Raw genomic sequence first — 17392 nt, 5'->3', positions numbered from 1 at the left:
TCTCAGGCTCCTCCCTTGACCTCGCCGGAATCGGACCGGCCGTGCTCGGCGAGCTTCGCCAAGCGCTGGACCGCCTCGATCCACTGTGGATAGACACTCAGTTCGTCACCGCGGAAGCCGGTGTCCAGCTCGATGTCGCCGAGCTTCCAGGTGAACACCAGCAGGCTGTCGGTCGCCATCACCTTGCCCGCGATTCTGCTGTCCAGCCGGATGTCCACAAGGGACTCCGCGGGGATCCAGAACCCCGGCGCGCCGACGCGCTCGACCTCGACCCCGTGCTCGTAGAGCCGCCAGGTCGCCGACGTGCGCAGGCCAGCTCCCCTGGTCACGATCCGGTCCTGCCAGTGCCCGGCGCGGGTGGTGCTGACGTAGAGCCCCTCGGCGGGGGCCAGCAGGCGCTCGCCGGTGTCCTCCGGACTCGATGGCGTGGACGGGAACGGCGGCACCTGGACGCTCTGGGAGCGCGCCTTGCGGCGCCAGCCGAGCCACATGCCGAACACGCACAGCAGGAAGAACGCGACGATCGCGAGGGTGAGCAGCACTCTCTCCATCAGGAGATCTTCCCTTCTCGGCAGGTGATCCGCCCGCGCAGCAGCGTGGCGTTCACCACGCCGGGCAGCCGCATGCCCTCGTACGGCGTGTTCGCGGCCACACTCGCCAGCTCGTGCCCGCGCACCGTCCACTCGGCATCGGGGTCGACGAGCGTCAGGTTCGCGGGCTCGCCGACCGCGATCGGCCTGCCGTGATCGGGCAGGCCGCCGATCTCGGCGGGGCGCTCGCTCAGCACCTTCGCCACCCCGCGCCAGTCGAGCAGGCCGGTCCTGACCATGGTGTGCACCACGATCGACAGCGCGGTCTGCAGCCCGAGCATGCCCGGCCTCGCCGCGGCCCACTCGCAGTCCTTGTCCTGCACCGCGTGCGGCGCGTGGTCGGTGGCGACGCAGTCGATCGTGCCGTCGGCGAGCGCAGCCCGCAGACGCTCCACATCGGACTCGGCGCGCAGCGGCGGGTTGACCTTGTTCACCGGGTCGTAGGTGGCGAGCCGCTCGTCGGTGAGCAGCAGGTGGTGCGGGGTCACCTCGGCGGAGACCTGGGTGTCGCGCGCCTTGGCCCAGCGGAGCACGTCCGCGGTGCCCGCCGTCGAGACGTGGCACACATGCAGCCTTGCCCCGGCGTGCTTCGCGAGGATGCAGTCACGGGCCACAATGGACTCTTCGGCCGAGGCGGGCCAGCCGCTGTAGCCGAGCCTCGACGCGCGCTCGCCTTCGTGCGCCTGCGCGCCGACGGTCAGCCTCGGCTCCTCCGCGTGCTGCGCGATCACCACGCCCAGCGCGGTCGAGTACTCCAGCGCGCGGCGCATGATCAGCGGGTCCGCGACGCAGTGGCCGTCGTCGGAGAACACGCGCACCCCGGCCTCGGACGCGGCCATGGTGCCCAGTTCGGCGAGCCGCTCCCCCTTGAGCCCGACGGTGACCGCACCGACCGGGTGCACGTCGGCGAGACCGGCCTCGCGGCCACGCCGCCAGACGTGTTCGACGATCACCGCGTTGTCGGCGACCGGATCGGTGTTGGCCATCGCGAACACCGCGGTGAACCCGCCGAGCGCGGCCGCGGCCGACCCGGTCGCGATGGTCTCGGTGTCCTCCCTGCCCGGTTCGCGCAGGTGTGTGTGCAGGTCGACGAAACCGGGCAGCAGCACCTGGCCGTCCGCTTCGATGACCTCGGCGTCCTCCGGCGCGGCGATGCGGGCACCGATCTCGGCGAGCACGCCGCCGGTCACCAGCACGTCGACCGGCTCGCCCTCGCCGTAGGGACGGGCGCCCTTGATCAGTACGGTCACGACTCGTCTCCTTCGCCGGCGAGCAGGTGGTACAGCACGGCCATCCGGACGTGCACCCCGTTGCGGACCTGTTCGGTGATCGCCGAGGACGGCGCGTCCGCGACCGCGGAGGCGATCTCCATACCGCGCAGCATCGGGCCGGGGTGCAGCACGACCGCGTGCTCCGGCAGCAGCTTCAGCCGCTTCTCGGACAGCCCGTAGGCGATCGAATATTCGCGCGCCGACGGGAAGAACCCGCCGTGCATCCGCTCGGCCTGCACGCGCAGCATCATCACGGCGTCCGACGCGGGCAGTTCGGCGTCGAGGTCGTGCGACACGGTCACCGGCAGGCTGTCCACTCCGGACGGCAGCAGCGTCGGCGGCGCGACGAGCACGACCTCGGCGCCGAGCGTGGTCAGCAGGTGGATGTTCGAGCGGGCGACCCTGCTGTGCAGCACATCGCCGACGATCGCGACGCGACGGTCCTTCAGGGACCCGAGCCGCTCGCGCAGGGTCGCCGCGTCCAGCAGCGCCTGCGTCGGGTGCTCGTGCGTGCCGTCACCGGCGTTGACGATCGCGGTGCCCGGCTCGGCGAGCCAGCCGGCGAGCCGCTGCGCCGCGCCCGAAGCGGGGTGGCGCACGATCACGCAGTCGGCGCCCGCCGCGGCCAGCGTCAGCGCGGTGTCGCGAAGGGACTCGCCCTTGTTCACCGACGAGCTGGCCGCCGAGACGTTGATGACGTCGGCGCTCATCCACTTGCCCGCGATCTCGAACGAGACCCTGGTCCTCGTGGAGTTCTCGTAGAACAGCGTGATCACCGTGCGGCCGCGCAGCGTCGGCAGCTTGCGGATCTCGCGGCCCATCAGCGTCCGCTTGAGCTCGTCGGCGGTGTCCAGCACGGCGAGCGCGCTGTCGGCGTCGAGGCCGTCGGTGGCCAGTAGGTGCTTCATCGCTCCCCTTCTCCGGAACCGTCTTCCGGGCCGCGCAGCAGCACCGCGTCGCGGCCATCCACTTCGGACAGCAGGACGTCGACGCCCTCGGCGCGGGAGGTGGGCACGTTCTTGCCGACGTAGTCGGCGCGGATGGGGAGTTCGCGGTGTCCCCTGTCCACCAGCACGGCCAGTTGCACGGCCTTCGGCCTGCCGTGCTCGCGCAGCGCGTCGAGCGCGGCGCGGATGGTGCGGCCGGAGAACAGCACGTCGTCGACGAGGATGACGACCCGGTCGTCCAGACCACCGTCCGGCAGGCTGGTCGGCTCCAGCGGCCTGGTCGGGCGGCGACGGAGATCGTCGCGGAAGAGGGTCACATCGAGCGCGCCCGTCGGCGTGTCGTGACCGGAGAACTCGGCGATCCGCGCGGCCAGCCTGCGTGCGAGCGGTGTTCCCCTGGTCGGGATCCCGAGCAACACGGGTGGCGGTGCGGGCCCGGCACCCACAGCGGTCTTTTCGATGACCTGATGGGCCATTCGGGCGATGGTGCGCGCGACGTCGCCAGCGGTGAGCAGTTCCCGCTCACCGGCCGGTTCCGCCGCGCCACGAGGGCGTGGCGCCACGGCAAGACCTCCTTCCCCGCCTCTCTGGACGGGTCCTTAAAGGATGTCGGATCTCCTGCTTGCCTGAGGAAATCGACCCGACAGTAGCAGGCGGACGTGCTCAGCCTTCCGGGTGGTGTGGCCGTCGCGGAACTCACCTGGAACGAGGATGCGCTTGACCTGGTGACGACAATGCGTAACCATTACTCTGAGTATTCGACTCAGGAGTCCCCCCGGGACGATCCACACGATCGGCCAGGGGCAAGGAAACGGAGAACCACCAGATGGGCGATTACGCCAAGGCGCTCGGGGCCAAGCTCCGCGGCATCCGCCAGCAGCAGGGCCTCTCCCTGCACGGGGTCGAACAGAAGTCCGGCGGGCGCTGGAAGGCCGTTGTCGTCGGCTCGTACGAACGGGGCGACCGCGCGGTAACCGTCCAGAAACTGGCCGAGCTGGCCGATTTCTACGGCGTGCCGGTCGTCGAGCTGCTCCCGGAGGGCCGCGTCCCGTCCGGTGCGGAGCCCGCCACGAAGATCGTGATCAACCTGGAGCGGCTCCAGCAGCTGCCCGCGGAGAAGGTCGGCCCGCTGGCCCGCTACGCGGCCACCATCCAGAGCCAGCGCGGGGACTACAACGGCAAGGTGCTCTCCATCAGGACCGAGGACCTGCGGTCACTGGCGATCATCTACGACATGACCCCCGGCGAGCTCACCGAGCAGCTCATCGACTGGGGCGTGCTGCCGCCGGAAGCCCGTCCGTCCAAAGAAGACTGATGCCATCCCCTCAAGAGAAGGCACTTGGGGGAGGGCCTTCTCTTGAGGTAGGGGAAATCCCGCGTCAGAGCACCGCGCGAAGGCGGTCGGCGATATTGCCGATCCGGCCCAGCACGCCGTTGACGAAGCGCGGGGAGTCGTCAGTGGACAGTTCCTTCGCCAGCCCGACGGCCTCGTCGATCGCCACCGGGTCCGGCACGTCCGCCGCCCACAGCAGCTCGTAGACGCCGACCCGCAGCACCGCGAGGTCCACCGGCGGCATCCGGTCCAGCGTCCAGCCCTGTGAGTGCTCCGCGAGCAGCTCGTCGATCCGCTCCCGCTGCGCCGTGACGCCCTCCACCAGCGCGATGGTGTGATCGGCGATCGGGTCCACCTCGATCGCGCCGACCCGGTCGGCGACCAGGGTCACCGCGTCGGCCGAGCGTTGCGCGGCCTCGTAGAGGATTTCCACCGCGCGCTTGCGCGAGGCGCGGCGGCCGATCGGGCCGCCGCGCTTCGCCGAACCTCCGGATGTCATCCGCGCCTCAGCCGGAGACACGGCCGAGGTACCGGCCGTCCCTGGTGTCGACCTTGACCTTCTCGCCGGTGCTCACGAACAGCGGGACCTGGATCTCGGCGCCGGTCTCCAGCTTCGCGGGCTTGGTGCCGCCGGTGGAGCGGTCGCCCTGCAGGCCGGGGTCGGTGTGCTCGATGACCAGTTCGACCGAGGTCGGCAGCTCGACGTAGAGCGGGGTGCCCTCGTGCACCGCGACCTGGACCTCGGTGTTCTCCAGCAGGTAGCCCGCGCCCTCGCCGACGACCTCGGGCGGCACCGTGATCTGGTCGTAGGTGTCGGAGTCCATGAACACGTAGTCCGAACCGTCGTTGTACAGGTAGGTCATGGTCCTGCGGTCCACGGTGGCCGTCTCGACCTTCGTGCCCGCGTTGAACGTCTTGTCGACGACCTTGCCGGAAAGCACGTGCTTCAGGGTGGTGCGCACGAACGCGCCGCCCTTGCCCGGCTTGACGTGCTGGAAGTTCACGACGGACCAGAGCTGGCCGTCGAGGTTCAGTACCAGGCCGTTCTTCAGGTCGTTGGTGGTGGCCACGGGGTTCGGTTCTCCTGTGCTCGTCTTTGCTTGTCTCTGCGGGCCGCCCTCAGACGACCACGAGTTCTTTGCTGCTCAAGGTGAGGAGTTCGGGACCACCGTCCCGCACGACCAGCGTGTCCTCGATGCGCACGCCACCCCGTCCGGCTAGATAGACGCCGGGCTCGACGGTGACCGCCATACCGGCGGACAGTGTACCGGCGCCGGTCGCGGCCAGGCTGGGCGCCTCGTGCACCTCGAGGCCGACGCCGTGCCCGAGGCCGTGGGAAAACTCGTCCCCGTGCCCCGCGCGCTCGATCACGCCGCGCGCGGCCGCGTCCACCTGGCTGACCTCGATCCCCGGCAGCACCGCCGCGCAGCCCGCGGCCTGCGCGGCGTACACCAGCTCGTAGACCTCCCGCTGCCAGTCCGCCGGCGCGCCGAGCACCAGCGTGCGGGTCATGTCCGAGTGGTAGCCGTCGACCGTGGCGCCGAAGTCGAGCTTGACGAAGTCGCCCGGCGCGAGCACCGAGCCGGTCGGCTGGTGGTGCGGGATCGCGGAATGGGCGCCCGCGGCGACGATCGTTTCGAACGACGGGCCCGACGAGCCGTGGTCGAGCATGCGGCCCTCGAGTTCGCGGGCGACCTCGCGCTCGGTGCGGCCGGGGCGGAGCCCGCCGTGCTCGACGAGGTCGGCGAGCGCGCGGTCGGCGGCCGCGCAGGCCATGCGCAGCGCCTCGATCTCGGCGGCGTCCTTGACCAGGCGCAGCCGCTCCACCAGTCCGGGCGCGCGGCGCAGTTCGATGCCTTCGGCGAGGCCGCGCAACGACTCGTGCGCCTCCACGCTGACGTGCTGGCTCTCGAAACCGGTGCGGCGGAACGCCTCCGCGTTCGCGCTGCCGTGCTTGGCCAGCGCGGCGGCGCTCGCCCGCTCCAGCACGCGTTCGAGATCGGGCACCTCGGTGGCCGACTGGGCGGTGTAGCGCCCGTCGGTGCAGAACACCGTCCCGGACTCACCGGCCGCGGACACCAGCAGCGCGGCGTTCGAGCCGGTGAACCCGGTCAGGTAGCGGATGTTGAGGAGGTCGGTGACCAGCAGCGCGTCGAGGTCGGCGGCGGTGATCAGGGCACGGAGGGCTTCGCGTCGGTGCGCATGGGTCTCAGGCACCCGCCCACCCTATCGCCAGCACCCGCGCTCCCCAGCCGGGTGAGCCGCCCGCTCCACCGCCGCCCTTGGCTGCGTGGCCGCAGCTATTTTTTGCCAGCGGCGGAGCCGCTTGAGTGGGCCGCCGACCGGCACCGCCACCCAAGCCAGCCACTGGCGAAGACGAATTGGGGGGATACAGTGGCTCGATGCCGCCATGGTTGCTTCGCGGGACCGGGATGGGTGTGCTCCATGCCGTCGCCGCCACTCTGCTGGCCAAGGTCGCCGTGAACTCGCCGACCGACACGATCACGACACGGGTCGTCACGATCGCGCTGCTCGTCGGCGCCGCCGCGCTGTGGAGCGCGCTCGACGGCTGGCTGCGGCACCGCGACCCCGGCCGCACCTGGTTCGCCGGTGCGCTGCTCGCCGGTGTCGTCGCGCCGATCCTGTCGACCATCGGCAGGGCCGTGTTCGTGGACCAGACCGGGATCGGCACCTTCTTCGACGAGTTCCTCGGCACGTTCGCGTTCACCGCGCTGCTCGTGCTCGTCCCCGCCGGGCTCGGCCTGTTCGTCGGCGGCCGGATCGGCAAGGCGCCCGGCGAACGGGAGCCCGAGCGCCCGAAGCCGTCGCCGGGGCCGAAGGCGAAGCCGGGTCCGGCAGCTTGACCGGCACTACCCGGTCAGCGGCCCAGTGACGCACCGGCCGGGTAGGACCGCCACCGCTCGTCGGTGACGGTTTCCACCGGTGAGCCGTTCACCTCGGCGACCGAGCCGGGGCGCACGCGCCACAGCGTCCCGTCCGCGAGCACGAACCCGGTCCTGCCGTCCGGTGTCCTGACCGCGGGCGCCTGGCCTCCCAGCCGCGCGGCCACCGGCAGGCCGTCCAGCACGGGGAGGCGCCGCGGGCCCAGCGTGGTCGCCAGCCGCTCGGCGACCGAACGGCGGTCGACCCGGAGCACCCGGCCCGCGATGACCAGGTCCATCGTGCGATCGGGCGAGGGCATCGCGAACCCGTCCAGCACGGCGAGCGTGCGGCCGGGGTCGGTGCACGCGCGGACGCCGTGCACGTCGATGCCGAAGTGCCGCAGGTCCGTCGGCGCGTTCGCCCCGCCGATCACGGTCGCGCGGACCACGTCGAACGGCACCCTGCCGCACGGGTCGGCCTGCGACAGCGGCGCGTGGCCGTCCGGCGCGCGGACCAGCCCCGGCCCCTCCTGCCACGCACCGGGCACGGTCACCGGGCGGAACGGGTTCGCCGTGAAGTCGCGGTCCCAGAACGTGAGCGTGGTGCCGCCGCTGGTCTCGTGCGCGATGACGAACGCGTCGAGCGCCTCGACCCACATCAGGTCCGCGCTGAACGCGTCGACGAGCGACCTGGTGCGCTGCGCCGAGGTCGTGGCCGCCGCCGCGAACCCCTTCTCCCCCAGTGCCTCCACGCCGCTGGCGAACGCGGGGTCCTTCGACCGCAGCAGGAACTGGCCCGCCCCGTTCCAGCCCGCCGCGCGGCCCGTGGTGTCGGTGAACATCAGGTAGAACCAGCCGCCGAGGTACACCACCGATGGCTGCCCGGAGCCGTAGTTGTTGTCGCGGTGCACGTCGTGCGCGGGGTTCAGGATCGGCTTGCCGCCGTTCGCCCGCGTCCAGGTGATCCCGTCGGCGCTGGTCGCGAGCCCGACCGAGTTCCCGAGCGCGTGATCGCCCGCGGCGCCGGTGTAGTAGAGGTAGTAGGTGCCGTCCACCCTGAGCACCGACGGGTCGCAGGTGTGCATGCCGTCGAACTGGCCGGGGTTCCCGGACAGCACCGCCACCGGCGGGCCACCACCCGGCGCGGTGAACGGGCCGTCCACCTTGGGTGACTCTCCGTACAGGATGTCGTCGCCCGCGGGCATCGCCGACGGGTACTGGCTGCACCACCACATGCGGGTCGTCGGCCCGTCGGCCATCGCCGACGGGCCGTAGTTGTACGGGGCACCAGGACCGCCCGCGGCGACCACCGCGCCGCCACCGCGGCCGGCGTCGGCGTTCAGCGGGACGTCGTGCGGCCGGGGCGGCCGGGGCTTCGAGGTTTCCCCGCTGCCACCAAGGCTTCCGCCACTGCCGGGGCTCGTTCCGGCGGCTTCGGCGCGCAGCTCCCCCGAATCGCTGCAGCCCGTCAGCGCGGTGGCGCCGAGCACCGCGCCCGCGGCGACGGCGAGCAGCCGCGCGCGGCGTTGACGGAACGTGCGCATCGTGCCCGGTGCCCTCCGTCCGTGCCCACCGCCCCGTCGTGCGACGGGCCGCGGCACAGTGTAGTGAGCGTTAACCCTGTCGAGTGACAGGCGTGCCGATTGTCGCCGTGCGTCATCGGCCGGCGGGCGACGGACGGCCGTGCGGAACGGGGAAGGCCACCGTCACCCGATGCGGCCGTCCATAGTGGATCTCACCGCCGACGTCCAGGAAACCCAAGCGGCGGGCCAGGTTTCGACTGGCCACATTGGACTCGTGGATGAGCGCCCACACCGAGCGGAGGCCGAGGGTGTGAAAGCCGTACCGGACCAGTGCCTCCGCCGCTTCGGCGCCGAGGCGCTGCCCGGCGTGCGCGCGGTCGAAGTAGTAGGCGATCTCGGGAAGATCACCCGGGAGCCCCTTCGACGGGTGCAGGTGCCCGACCCCGGCGACCACGCCCTGGTACTCGAAGACCCAGTGCCCCATCCCCGGCGGGTCCACCGATCCGACCCTCGCCGCGACCATCTCCGCGACCTGCGCCGGATCGGTGAAGTCGCTGGCAAGGAACTCGCTCATCGCCGGGTTCGCGAAGACGGCGACGAGCGCGTCCAGATCGGACGGCTCGATGCCGCGCAGGGTGAGCCGGGGCGTGCGGAGGACGGGAACGCTCACCCCTCGCGAGCGTTCTCCCCCAGCCAGCGCAGCGCAAGCCGGTACCCGTCGACGCCGAGGCCAGCGACCACACCGGTGGCGATGCCGGAAAGCACGCTGTGGTGGCGGAACTCCTCGCGCCGGTGCACGTTCGAGATGTGCAGCTCGATCAGCGGCGCGGTGAGCTGGGCCGCCGCGTCCCGCACCGCGATCGAGTAGTGCGTCCACGCCCCGGCGTTGAGCACCACCGGGTGCCCGCCGTCGGCAGCCTCGTGCAGCCAGCCGACCAGCTCACCCTCGTGGTCGGTCTGGCGCACCTCGACCTCGAAGCCCTCTTGCCGCCCGGTCCGCCGGCACAGGTCCACGAGATCGGCGTGCGTCGTCGAGCCGTACACCGACGGCTCCCGCTTGCCGAGCCTGCCCAGGTTCGGGCCGTTGAACACGAACGCCTTCACAGCAGGACGCTCCCGCCCGAGGTGGGCTCGGCGGCGATCGCGGAGTACGCGGCGGCCAGCAGCGCCGGGTCCGGTCCTTCGAGCCTGCCCGGTTTGGCGAGCCCGTCGAGCACGACGAACCGCAGGACCCCGGAGCGGGCCTTCTTGTCGCCCTTCATGGTCTCCAGCAGCTGCGGCAGCGCGTCCGGGTCGTAGGTGGTCGGCAGGCCGAGCTGGGTGAGCACCGCGCGGTGCCGTTCGGCCGTCGCGTCGTCGAGACGGCCCGCCAGCCGTGCCAGCTCGGCGGTGAACACCAGCCCGACGCTGACCGCCGCGCCGTGGCGCCAGCGGTAGCGCTCGCGCCGTTCGATCGCGTGGCCGAGGGTGTGCCCGTAGTTGAGGATCTCGCGCAGGTTCGACTCGCGCAGGTCCGCCGCGACGACGTCGGCCTTGACCTGGACGGACCGGCGCACCAGCTCGCCGAGCACGTCCCCGGTGGCGTCCACGGCGGCCGCCGAGTCCCGCTCGACGAGGTCGAGGATCACCGGATCGGCGATGAACCCCGTCTTGACGACCTCGGCCATCCCGGCGACGAGTTCGTTGGGCGGCAGGGTTTCCAGCGTCGCCAGGTCGACGAGGACCGCGGACGGCTCGTGGAAGACGCCGACGAGGTTCTTGCCCGCTTCGGTGTTGATCCCGGTCTTGCCGCCGACCGCGGCGTCCACCATGCCGAGCAGCGTCGTGGGCACGTTGACCAGCCGGACGCCGCGCATCCAGGTCGCCGCGACGAAACCGGCGAGATCGGTGACCGCGCCGCCGCCGAGGCCGACCACCACGCCCTCGCGGTCGAGCCCGATCCGGCCGAGCACCTCCCAGCAGAAGCTGGCCACGGTGAGCGCCTTGCCGTCCTCGGCGTCGGGGATCTCCACGCGATGCGCGTCGAGGCCCGCCTTTTCCAGTTCCTCGCGGATCGCCTCCGCGGTGGTGGTCAGCGTCGGCGAGTGGATCAGCGCGATCTTCGACGCGGCGCGCAGTGCCTCGGTGAGGTCACCGAGCAGGCCGCGTCCGATCACCACGTCGTACGGCTTCGCGGTGTTCACCTTGATCCGCACCGGCTCGGTCAACTGCGTGCTCCTTAACGAATCGGCTGGTTCAGTCTGCTGGCAGCGCGGCCAGCTCGGCGGCGATCGCGGCCACCACCTCGGCGGGTGTGCGGTCGTCGGTGGCCACCTCGATCGTGGCCACCTCGCGGTACACCGGCAACCTGGCGTCGAGCAGTTCCTTGTAGGTGGCGCGCGGGTTCACCCCGGCGAGCAGCGGCCGCGCGGTGGACAGGCCGACGCGCTGGACGCCGACCGCCATGCCGACGTTGAGGAAGACCACCACGTGCCCGTGCAGCCGCGCGCGGGTGGCCTCGGAGAGCACCGCCCCGCCGCCGAGCGACAGCACGCCGCCGTGCTCGGTCAGCGCCGTCGCGATCGACCGCTCTTCGAGTGTGCGGAACACCGCTTCGCCCTGGGTGGTGAAGATGTCCGAGATGCTGCGGCCTTCCGCGGCGACCACATCGTCGTCGGCGTCGCGGAAGCCGACGCCGAGGTGCTCGGCGAGCAGCGGGCCGACCGTGCTCTTGCCGGATCCCGGCGGCCCGACGACGACCGCGCGGGGACTCACCACCGCTCCTCCAGCGCCTTCAGGTACGCGTCGGCGTTGCGCTTGCTTTCGACGAGCGAGTCGCCGCCGAACTTCTCCAGCGCCGCGTCGGCGAGCACGAGCGCGACCACCGACTCCAGCACGACGCCCGCCCTCGGCACCGCGCACACGTCGGAGCGCTGGTGGATCGCGACCGCCGGCTCGCCGGTCGCGACGTCTATTGTGGACAGTGCTTTGGGGACGGTCGAGATCGGCTTCATCGCGACGCGCACGCGCAGCGGCTCGCCGTTGGTGATACCGCCTTCGAGACCGCCCGCGCGGTTGGACCGCCTGGTGACGCCGACCGGCCCGGTACCGCGGTCGATCTCGTCGTGCGCCTTGCTGCCCCAGCGGGTCGCGGTGGTGAAGCCGTCGCCGACCTCGACGCCCTTCATCGCCTGCACGCCCATCAGCGCGCCGGCGAGCCTCGCGTCGAGCCTGCGGTCCCAGTGGACGTGCGAGCCGAGGCCGGGCGGGAGCCCGTAGGCGATCACCTCGATCACGCCGCCGACGGTGTCACCCGCCTTCCGCACGGCGTCGACCTCCTCGACCATCGCGTCGGTGCCCGCCTTGCCGAACGCGCGCACCGGGCTCTCGTCGATGGCGGCGAGGTCCGAAGCGCGCGGGAGCGGGCCTTCCGGCGCCTGCGCGCCGCCGATCGACACGACGTGGCTCAGCACCTCGATCCCGAGGAGCTGCCGGAGGTAGGCGCGCGCCACGGTGCCGAGCGCGGTCCGCGACGCCGTCTCGCGGGCGCTCGCCCGCTCAAGAACGGGGCGTGCCTCGTCGAAGCCGTACTTCTGCATGCCGGGCAGATCGGCGTGCCCCGGTCGCGGGCGGGTCAGCGGCTCGTTCCTGGCGAGACCGTCCAGCTCGGCCTTGTCCACCGGATCGGCCGACATGACCTTCTCCCACTTGGGCCACTCGGCGTTCTCGATCTGGATCGCCACCGGCCCGCCCTGGGTCAGGCCGTGCCGCAGCCCGCCGAGGAACTCCAACTGGTCGGTCTCGAAACCCATGCGCGGGCTGCGGCCGAAGCCGAGCCTGCGCCGTCCGAGCTGCTCGCTCACGTCGGCAGTGGTGACCTCGACCCCGGCCACCATGCCCTCCAGCACGGCGACCAACGCGGGCCCGTGCGACTCACCAGCGGTTATCCAGCGCAACACCGTACGATCCTGTCATGGCACCACCTCCGCGGTTCAAGTGCCCATGCCCAGCGCGGGGCAGGCGGTGACCAGGCAGACCGCCGCGACGAGACCGGGGCCGTGCGGAACGCCGCCGCGCCAGCCACGCCACCGGCACAGCGCCGCCGCGACGGCCAGCGCCGCGGTGACGAACGCCGCGAGCACGGCCGCCACCGGCAGCGCCGCCCAGCCCGCCGCGCCGAGCACCCCGCCCAACGCGCCGGAGAGCTTCACGTCGCCTGCGCCGAGCGAACCGGGCGAGAGCGCCCTGATCGCGAGGTGCGCACCGCCGAACACGATCGCGCCCCCGGCGGCGCGCACCGCGAGCCCGGCCCCGGGACCGAACGCGGCGGCGAGGCCGAGCACCACCGCGGCCAGCGGGTAAGCGGGCAGCGTCAGCACGTCCGGCAGGCGGCGGACGCGAAGATCGGTGACGACCAGCGGGACGGCGAGCACCGCCACCAGGCACGCGGTGGGCAGCCACCACGACGGCCAGCCGCCGGAAACCCAGCGCCACGCGACGAGCCCGGACAGCACGGCTGTGCCGGCCGCGCACCACGAGCGCGACGGCGGGAATCCGGCGCGCGCCAGCACCAGCGCGGCGGCCAGCCCGATACCGGCACCGGCGACGGCGAACGCGAGAACGATGATCCCCTGCACGCCGCCCAGGTTCGCCCGCCTCGGGCACCGCGGCAAGAAAGTGGCCGTACGAACTCGACCCTTCGTACGGAACCGGCGCACACACCACTCGAACGGGCGAGCCACCGGAAATCGTGGCGGGGTCCGCGCCTATCGGAGTGGCTTCTCGGGAACGCCGGCGCTGTCCGCGTGCGCCCGGCCTCCGCCCGCCTGCCGGAGTAACGCGAGGGCTTCCTCGGAAGACGATCCGGCGGGGGTCGTGCACACGATGAGCGCCTGGTCCGGTGACCGGGCGATGGACAGCGTCTGCTGCGTCACGGTCACCGCGCCGATGACGGGATGGCGCAGTTCGTAGGACGCGGCGTCGCACGGCGCCACGCGGTGGTCCCCCCACAGCGCGACGAACTCCGGGCTCTTCATCGTCAGCTCGCCGATCAGCTCCGCGAGCAACGGGTCCTCCGGGTGCCTGCCGACGGCGATGCGCAGGTTGCCGACAACCGCGCGCGCCTTGCGCTCCCAGTTCGCGTACAGCTCCCGGCAGTGCGGGTCCAGGAACAGCATCCGGCTCGTGTTGGGGCGGCGCGCCGGGTCGTCCGGGCCAAGGAGGTCGAGGTGACCGGCCAGCAGGGCGTGCCCGAGGGTGTTCCACGCCAGTACGTCCGTGCGGCGGCCGAGCACGATCGCCGGGACGCCGTCGACGGCGCGGAGCAGGTCGCGCGTTTCGTCAGCGAGCTTCTCGGGGCGCGGGCGGCGCACCCGGGGCGAGTGGCGGGTGGCACCGGCGAGCCGGTCGAGGTGCTCGCGCTCGTGACCGTCGAGCAGCAGCGCGCGGGCGATCGCGTCGAGCACCTCCGCCGACGCCCCGCGGGACAGGCCCTGTTCCAGCCGCGTGTAGTACGAAACGCTGACACCGGCCAGCTGGGCCAGTTCCTCGCGCCGGAGCCCGGCCACCCGGCGGCGGGGCCCGAAGCCGCGCAGGCCGACGTCCTCTGGCCGCAGTTGCGTCCGCCGGGCACGGAGGAAGTCGCCGAGCGGGCCGGGTTCGTTCATCACCCCAGTATTCGGTCCACGGCCCGATCCCAGCCACCCCCTGTGCGGGGTAGGACAACCGGGGAGTGGCCCGTGCCCGTCCGCGCGCCAAGGCTCGGTGTCAGTCAGCCACCCCACCCCGAGGACGGACCACATGGACCAGCTCACCCTTGGCGACGTCACCGTCACCCGCGTCAAAGAGTTCTGCGGCTCGGTCGAGATGCCGCCGAGCCAGTTCTTCCCGGACAGCCCCGACGGCTCGTGGGACGAGCACCGCCACTGGCTGGCGCCCGACTTCTGGGACGCGGAGGCGGACGAATGCCGTTCGGCGATCCAGTCCTGGCTGCTGCGCAGCGAGGGGCGCACGATCCTGGTCGACACCGGCGTAGGCAACCACAAGGAGCGGCCCTACGCGCCGGTGTGGAGCCGGCTGGACACGAACTACCTCGACAACCTCGCCGCCGCCGGAGTACGGCCGGAGGACGTCGACATCGTGATCAACACCCACCTGCACATCGACCACGTCGGCTGGAACACCCGGCTCGACGGCCGGACCTGGGTGCCGACCTTCCCGAACGCCACGTACCTGATGCCCCGGCGGGACTTCGAGTTCTGGGACCCCGCCAACGAAAACGAGACCGTGTTCGGCCGCGGGAACCAGAACGTCTTCGAGGACAGCGTGACGCCGGTTCACCAGGCCGGGCGGGCGCACCTGTGGGACGGGACGCACCGGATCGACAAGAACCTGCGGCTCGACCTGGCGCCAGGGCACACCCCCGGCTCGTCCGTGCTCAGCCTGGAGTCCGGCGGCGACCGGGCGCTGTTCGTCGGAGACCTGCTGCACAGCCCGCTGCAGATCGTGGAACCCGGGACCAACTCGTGCTTCTGCGAGGACCCTGCCGAGGCACGGGCCACCCGGCACAGGCTGCTCGGCCGCACCGCCGAGGACAACGCGCTCGTGTTCCCCGCGCATTTCGCCGGCCGAGGTGCCGCGGAAGTCGAACGAAACGGGTCGAAGTTCGCGATCAGGGAATGGGCCGGTCTTTCCCGTATCTCCTGACCCCGGAAGGAAGCGTTTTCCGTGTCCCAGCAAGCAGATCCGGCCGTGGAAACCCCAGCGGGCGCCGTGCGCGGCCTTCGCGCCGAATTCGGCGAGCGCTACCGAGCCGTCCCGTACGCGGCGGCGCCGACCGGTGCCGGCCGTTTCGCCCCACCCGTCCCGCACCCCGGCTGGTCCGGTGCCCGTGACGGCACGCAGCCCTCGCCGACGGCTCCCCAGCCTGCCCGCGACTTCGGCGGGCTCGACATGATCCCCTACTTCGGCCCGGGCTGGATGCCCGGCGAGGAGTACCTGACCGTCGATGTCCACACGCCCGCCGCCGACGGCGGCAGGCGCCCCGTCATGGTCTTCGTGCACGGCGGCGGGTTCGTCACCGGCTCGAACCGCGCCGCGCTCTACGACGGCAGCGCGTTCGCCCGCGACGAAGTCGTCCTCGTGACGGTGAACTACCGCCTCGGTATCCCCGGGTTCCTCGATCTGGCGGGTGCGCCGGCCAACCGCGGGCTGCTCGACGTGCTCGCCGCGCTCGGCTGGGTGCGCGAGACGGTCGCGGCGTTCGGCGGCGATCCAGGGAACGTCACGGTCTTCGGCCAGTCCGCGGGCGCCACGCTCGTCGGCGCGCTGCTCGCGGCACCTCAGGCCAAGGGCCTGTTCCGGCGAGCGATCGTCCAGAGCGGCAACGGCACCGGCGCGTTCACCCCGGAGCAGGCGCGGCGGGTCACCGACGCGGCGGCCGCCGCGCTTGGCGTCGAACCGACCGCCGAGGCGTTCGCCCCGGTCACGGACGAACGGTTCCTGGAGATCCTGCCCGCACTGGCCGGACTCGATCTCCGCACCGGGACCGCCACGGACCCGCTGGCCGGGCTCAGCCCGTTCAGCCTGGTCCTGCCGGTCCAGCCCGCCGACGGTCTCGCCGACGGCCCGGCGGGCGATGTCGATCTGCTCATCGGCACCAACACCGAAGAGGGACGCCTCTACGTCGTGCCGCAGGGCGGCCCGGAGCCCGCCGCGAAAGCCGCCGCGCTCGGGGAGGTCCTGTTCGAAACCGGTACGACGCGCATGGCGGAAGCCCACGCGAGGATCTCGGGAGGCCGCACGCACCGCTACTCGTTCGGGTACCGCTCGACGGCGCTGGACGGACGGCTCGGCGCCGCCCACACCGTCGAACTGCCCTTCGTGTTCGACATCGCGGGCGAACCCCGGCTGCACGGGGACACCGGCCTGCTCGGCCCCGGCCCCGCCCCGGCGGGTCTCGCGGCCCGGGTGCACGGCGCCTGGGTCGCGTTCGCCCGCACCGGGGACCCTGGCTGGGCCGCCTACACCCCGCAGCGACCCGTCGTGGAGGTCCTCGGCGGCTGAGCTAGGGATTCCAGCGCAGCAACGGTTTCCCGGCCGGGGTCCGGATTTCCAGCGCCGCGATGTCCGCGCGGTGCAACGCGGTCCCCACCGAGATGCGGGCGGTGTCCTCAGTGGCCACTCGCCACGTCGCCAGCTGCTGGTCCTGCCCGCCCGGCCCGACTGCGACGAGGAGGTAGTCACCGGCGCGGCCACCGTGATAGCCGCACGACATGTCGACGCGCGCGCCGCCCGGCGTGTCGGTGACGCGGGCTTCCGCCCGCACCGGGTATTCGCCGAGCGGGGCCATCGCGGTGCCGTCCTCCCCGGACTGGCTCCAGGCTGTGCCGCGAATGTGGCCCTGATGGAGCCAACCCCCGCTCCAGAGCCCATGCCCCGAAGGCGCCCTTGAGGGAATCTAACGCCGCAAAAGGCACCCTCACGACATCAGCAGCGCCATACTCCACGCCATGCCACGAACGTGACCCCCCGTGAAGTCAGCCCCCACTCCGGAGTGCATGCCCCGAAGGCGTCCATGAGGGAATCTGATGCCGCGAAGGGCACCTTCAGGGCATCAGCGCCGCCACGACGCGCATCGCGAGAGCCAAGAACGCGGCATCAGATTCCCCGAAGGTCACCTTCAGCGCCCCGGCGGCTCCACGCCTCGGCACCCCATCGAACCGGAATCAACGCGCGCATCATCACGGCGACTTTCCGGGCTTGTGAGTCCTCGAAAGCCACAGTGATGATGTGTGCGCGTTGATTCTGGTGAGGTGGGTGGCGGAAGCGCGGAGCCGCCCGGGGGCTTGGTCCGTGAAGGTCGCCTT

General features: G+C 72.0%; 20 protein-coding genes. 4 read left to right on the top strand and 16 right to left on the bottom strand.

Annotation, left to right across the window (positions count from 1 at the left end):
• Window positions 1–2 precede the first annotated feature (2 nt).
• The 4 genes from ABD256_RS37900 to pyrR are packed head-to-tail and all read right to left on the bottom strand — an operon-like array spanning window position 3 to window position 3371.
• The gene (locus tag ABD256_RS37900) at window positions 3–551 is read right to left on the bottom strand and encodes a PH-like domain-containing protein (RefSeq protein ID WP_344430097.1); all 549 of its coding nucleotides are present in this window, start codon (window positions 549–551) and stop codon (window positions 3–5) included.
• The gene (locus tag ABD256_RS37895) at window positions 551–1840 is read right to left on the bottom strand and encodes a dihydroorotase (protein WP_344430095.1); all 1290 of its coding nucleotides are present in this window, start codon (window positions 1838–1840) and stop codon (window positions 551–553) included. The genes ABD256_RS37900 and ABD256_RS37895 overlap by 1 nt, the downstream gene beginning before the upstream one ends.
• Window positions 1837–2769, bottom strand: a complete 933-nt coding sequence (locus ABD256_RS37890) for an aspartate carbamoyltransferase catalytic subunit (protein ID WP_344430093.1) — start codon at window positions 2767–2769, stop codon at window positions 1837–1839. The genes ABD256_RS37895 and ABD256_RS37890 overlap by 4 nt, the downstream gene beginning before the upstream one ends.
• Window positions 2766–3371 carry a bifunctional pyr operon transcriptional regulator/uracil phosphoribosyltransferase PyrR gene (pyrR, locus tag ABD256_RS37885; RefSeq protein WP_344430091.1) on the bottom strand — a complete coding sequence of 202 codons (606 nt, stop codon included), beginning with the start codon at window positions 3369–3371 and terminating at the stop codon, window positions 2766–2768. The genes ABD256_RS37890 and pyrR overlap by 4 nt, the downstream gene beginning before the upstream one ends.
• Before the next feature lie 263 nt (window positions 3372–3634).
• On the opposite strand from pyrR, the gene bldD reads away from it, so the two are divergent.
• A complete protein-coding gene (gene bldD, locus ABD256_RS37880) occupies window positions 3635–4123 on the top strand; it encodes a transcriptional regulator BldD (protein ID WP_003096372.1) in 489 nt (162 codons plus the stop codon).
• Window positions 4124–4187: 64 nt separating this feature from the next.
• Here the strand turns inward: bldD and nusB are convergent, their stop codons facing one another.
• From nusB to ABD256_RS37865, 3 genes are read right to left on the bottom strand one after another with little or no spacing between them, the layout of a single operon-like run.
• Window positions 4188–4640, bottom strand: coding sequence for a transcription antitermination factor NusB (gene nusB / locus ABD256_RS37875; protein WP_344430090.1), 453 nt, complete (start codon window positions 4638–4640; stop codon window positions 4188–4190).
• A 7-nt stretch (window positions 4641–4647) separates the two neighbouring features.
• Window positions 4648–5211 (bottom strand): elongation factor P, encoded by a 564-nt coding sequence (gene efp, locus ABD256_RS37870; RefSeq protein WP_344430088.1) that lies wholly within the window; start codon window positions 5209–5211, stop codon window positions 4648–4650.
• Between the two features lie 49 nt (window positions 5212–5260).
• Window positions 5261–6358 carry a M24 family metallopeptidase gene (locus ABD256_RS37865; RefSeq protein ID WP_344430086.1) on the bottom strand — a complete coding sequence of 366 codons (1098 nt, stop codon included), beginning with the start codon at window positions 6356–6358 and terminating at the stop codon, window positions 5261–5263.
• Window positions 6359–6543: 185 nt separating this feature from the next.
• Here ABD256_RS37865 and ABD256_RS37860 point away from each other — a divergent pair, with 185 nt between their 5' ends.
• A complete protein-coding gene (locus ABD256_RS37860; RefSeq protein ID WP_344430085.1) occupies window positions 6544–7005 on the top strand; it encodes a B-4DMT family transporter in 462 nt (153 codons plus the stop codon).
• Window positions 7006–7019: 14 nt separating this feature from the next.
• Here ABD256_RS37860 and ABD256_RS37855 read toward each other — a convergent pair whose 3' ends face one another.
• From ABD256_RS37855 to ABD256_RS37820, 8 genes are all read right to left on the bottom strand, one after another.
• A complete protein-coding gene (locus ABD256_RS37855) occupies window positions 7020–8567 on the bottom strand; it encodes a beta-xylosidase (RefSeq protein ID WP_344430084.1) in 1548 nt (515 codons plus the stop codon).
• Window positions 8568–8679: 112 nt separating this feature from the next.
• On the bottom strand, window positions 8680–9216 hold the full coding sequence (locus tag ABD256_RS37850; RefSeq protein WP_344430082.1) for a GNAT family N-acetyltransferase: 537 nt from the start codon (window positions 9214–9216) through the stop codon (window positions 8680–8682).
• On the bottom strand, window positions 9213–9650 hold the full coding sequence (gene aroQ, locus ABD256_RS37845; protein ID WP_344430080.1) for a type II 3-dehydroquinate dehydratase: 438 nt from the start codon (window positions 9648–9650) through the stop codon (window positions 9213–9215). The genes ABD256_RS37850 and aroQ overlap by 4 nt, the downstream gene beginning before the upstream one ends.
• Window positions 9647–10753: a 3-dehydroquinate synthase gene (aroB, locus tag ABD256_RS37840; protein WP_344430078.1), complete on the bottom strand. Its 1107-nt coding sequence runs from the start codon at window positions 10751–10753 to the stop codon at window positions 9647–9649. Before aroB ends, aroQ begins: the two co-directional genes overlap by 4 nt.
• A gap of 28 nt (window positions 10754–10781) precedes the next feature.
• The gene (locus ABD256_RS37835; RefSeq protein WP_344430075.1) at window positions 10782–11300 is read right to left on the bottom strand and encodes a shikimate kinase; all 519 of its coding nucleotides are present in this window, start codon (window positions 11298–11300) and stop codon (window positions 10782–10784) included.
• Window positions 11297–12484 carry a chorismate synthase gene (aroC, locus tag ABD256_RS37830; RefSeq protein ID WP_344430074.1) on the bottom strand — a complete coding sequence of 396 codons (1188 nt, stop codon included), beginning with the start codon at window positions 12482–12484 and terminating at the stop codon, window positions 11297–11299. The genes ABD256_RS37835 and aroC overlap by 4 nt, the downstream gene beginning before the upstream one ends.
• A gap of 33 nt (window positions 12485–12517) precedes the next feature.
• Entirely contained in the window at window positions 12518–13162 is a 645-nt protein-coding gene (locus ABD256_RS37825; RefSeq protein ID WP_344430072.1) for a prepilin peptidase, read from the bottom strand.
• Window positions 13163–13291: 129 nt separating this feature from the next.
• Window positions 13292–14191, bottom strand: a complete 900-nt coding sequence (locus tag ABD256_RS37820; protein WP_344430070.1) for a helix-turn-helix domain-containing protein — start codon at window positions 14189–14191, stop codon at window positions 13292–13294.
• Between the two features lie 133 nt (window positions 14192–14324).
• On the opposite strand from ABD256_RS37820, the gene ABD256_RS37815 reads away from it, so the two are divergent.
• Window positions 14325–15230: an MBL fold metallo-hydrolase gene (locus ABD256_RS37815; protein ID WP_344430068.1), complete on the top strand. Its 906-nt coding sequence runs from the start codon at window positions 14325–14327 to the stop codon at window positions 15228–15230.
• Window positions 15231–15251: 21 nt separating this feature from the next.
• Window positions 15252–16589 (top strand): carboxylesterase/lipase family protein, encoded by a 1338-nt coding sequence (locus ABD256_RS37810; RefSeq protein ID WP_344430066.1) that lies wholly within the window; start codon window positions 15252–15254, stop codon window positions 16587–16589.
• Window position 16590: 1 nt separating this feature from the next.
• On the opposite strand, the gene ABD256_RS37805 is transcribed toward ABD256_RS37810, so the two are convergent.
• Window positions 16591–16875 carry a hypothetical protein gene (locus ABD256_RS37805; protein ID WP_344430064.1) on the bottom strand — a complete coding sequence of 95 codons (285 nt, stop codon included), beginning with the start codon at window positions 16873–16875 and terminating at the stop codon, window positions 16591–16593.
• Window positions 16876–17392 lie beyond the last annotated feature (517 nt).

It is taken from the genome of Amycolatopsis minnesotensis (assembly GCF_039529815.1).
In the GTDB taxonomy this organism is placed as follows: Bacteria; Actinomycetota; Actinomycetes; order Mycobacteriales; family Pseudonocardiaceae; genus Amycolatopsis; species Amycolatopsis minnesotensis.
The sequence above is the reverse complement of the archived record's forward strand: the minus strand, read 5'-3'. Positions and strand labels throughout refer to the sequence as shown.

Excerpts from the sequence above, each read along its gene's own strand:
- ABD256_RS37900 (WP_344430097.1), bottom strand. The coding sequence starts at position 551 with ATGGAGAGAGTGCTGCTCACCCTCGCGATCGTCGCGTTCTTCCTGCTG.
- ABD256_RS37890 (WP_344430093.1), bottom strand. The coding sequence starts at position 2,769 with ATGAAGCACCTACTGGCCACCGACGGCCTCGACGCCGACAGCGCGCTC.
- bldD (WP_003096372.1), top strand. The coding sequence starts at position 3,635 with ATGGGCGATTACGCCAAGGCGCTCGGGGCCAAGCTCCGCGGCATCCGC.
- nusB (WP_344430090.1), bottom strand. The coding sequence starts at position 4,640 with ATGACATCCGGAGGTTCGGCGAAGCGCGGCGGCCCGATCGGCCGCCGC.
- ABD256_RS37860 (WP_344430085.1), top strand. The coding sequence starts at position 6,544 with ATGCCGCCATGGTTGCTTCGCGGGACCGGGATGGGTGTGCTCCATGCC.
- ABD256_RS37855 (WP_344430084.1), bottom strand. The coding sequence starts at position 8,567 with ATGCGCACGTTCCGTCAACGCCGCGCGCGGCTGCTCGCCGTCGCCGCG.
- ABD256_RS37820 (WP_344430070.1), bottom strand. The coding sequence starts at position 14,191 with ATGAACGAACCCGGCCCGCTCGGCGACTTCCTCCGTGCCCGGCGGACG.
- ABD256_RS37815 (WP_344430068.1), top strand. The coding sequence starts at position 14,325 with ATGGACCAGCTCACCCTTGGCGACGTCACCGTCACCCGCGTCAAAGAG.
- ABD256_RS37805 (WP_344430064.1), bottom strand. The coding sequence starts at position 16,875 with ATGGCCCCGCTCGGCGAATACCCGGTGCGGGCGGAAGCCCGCGTCACC.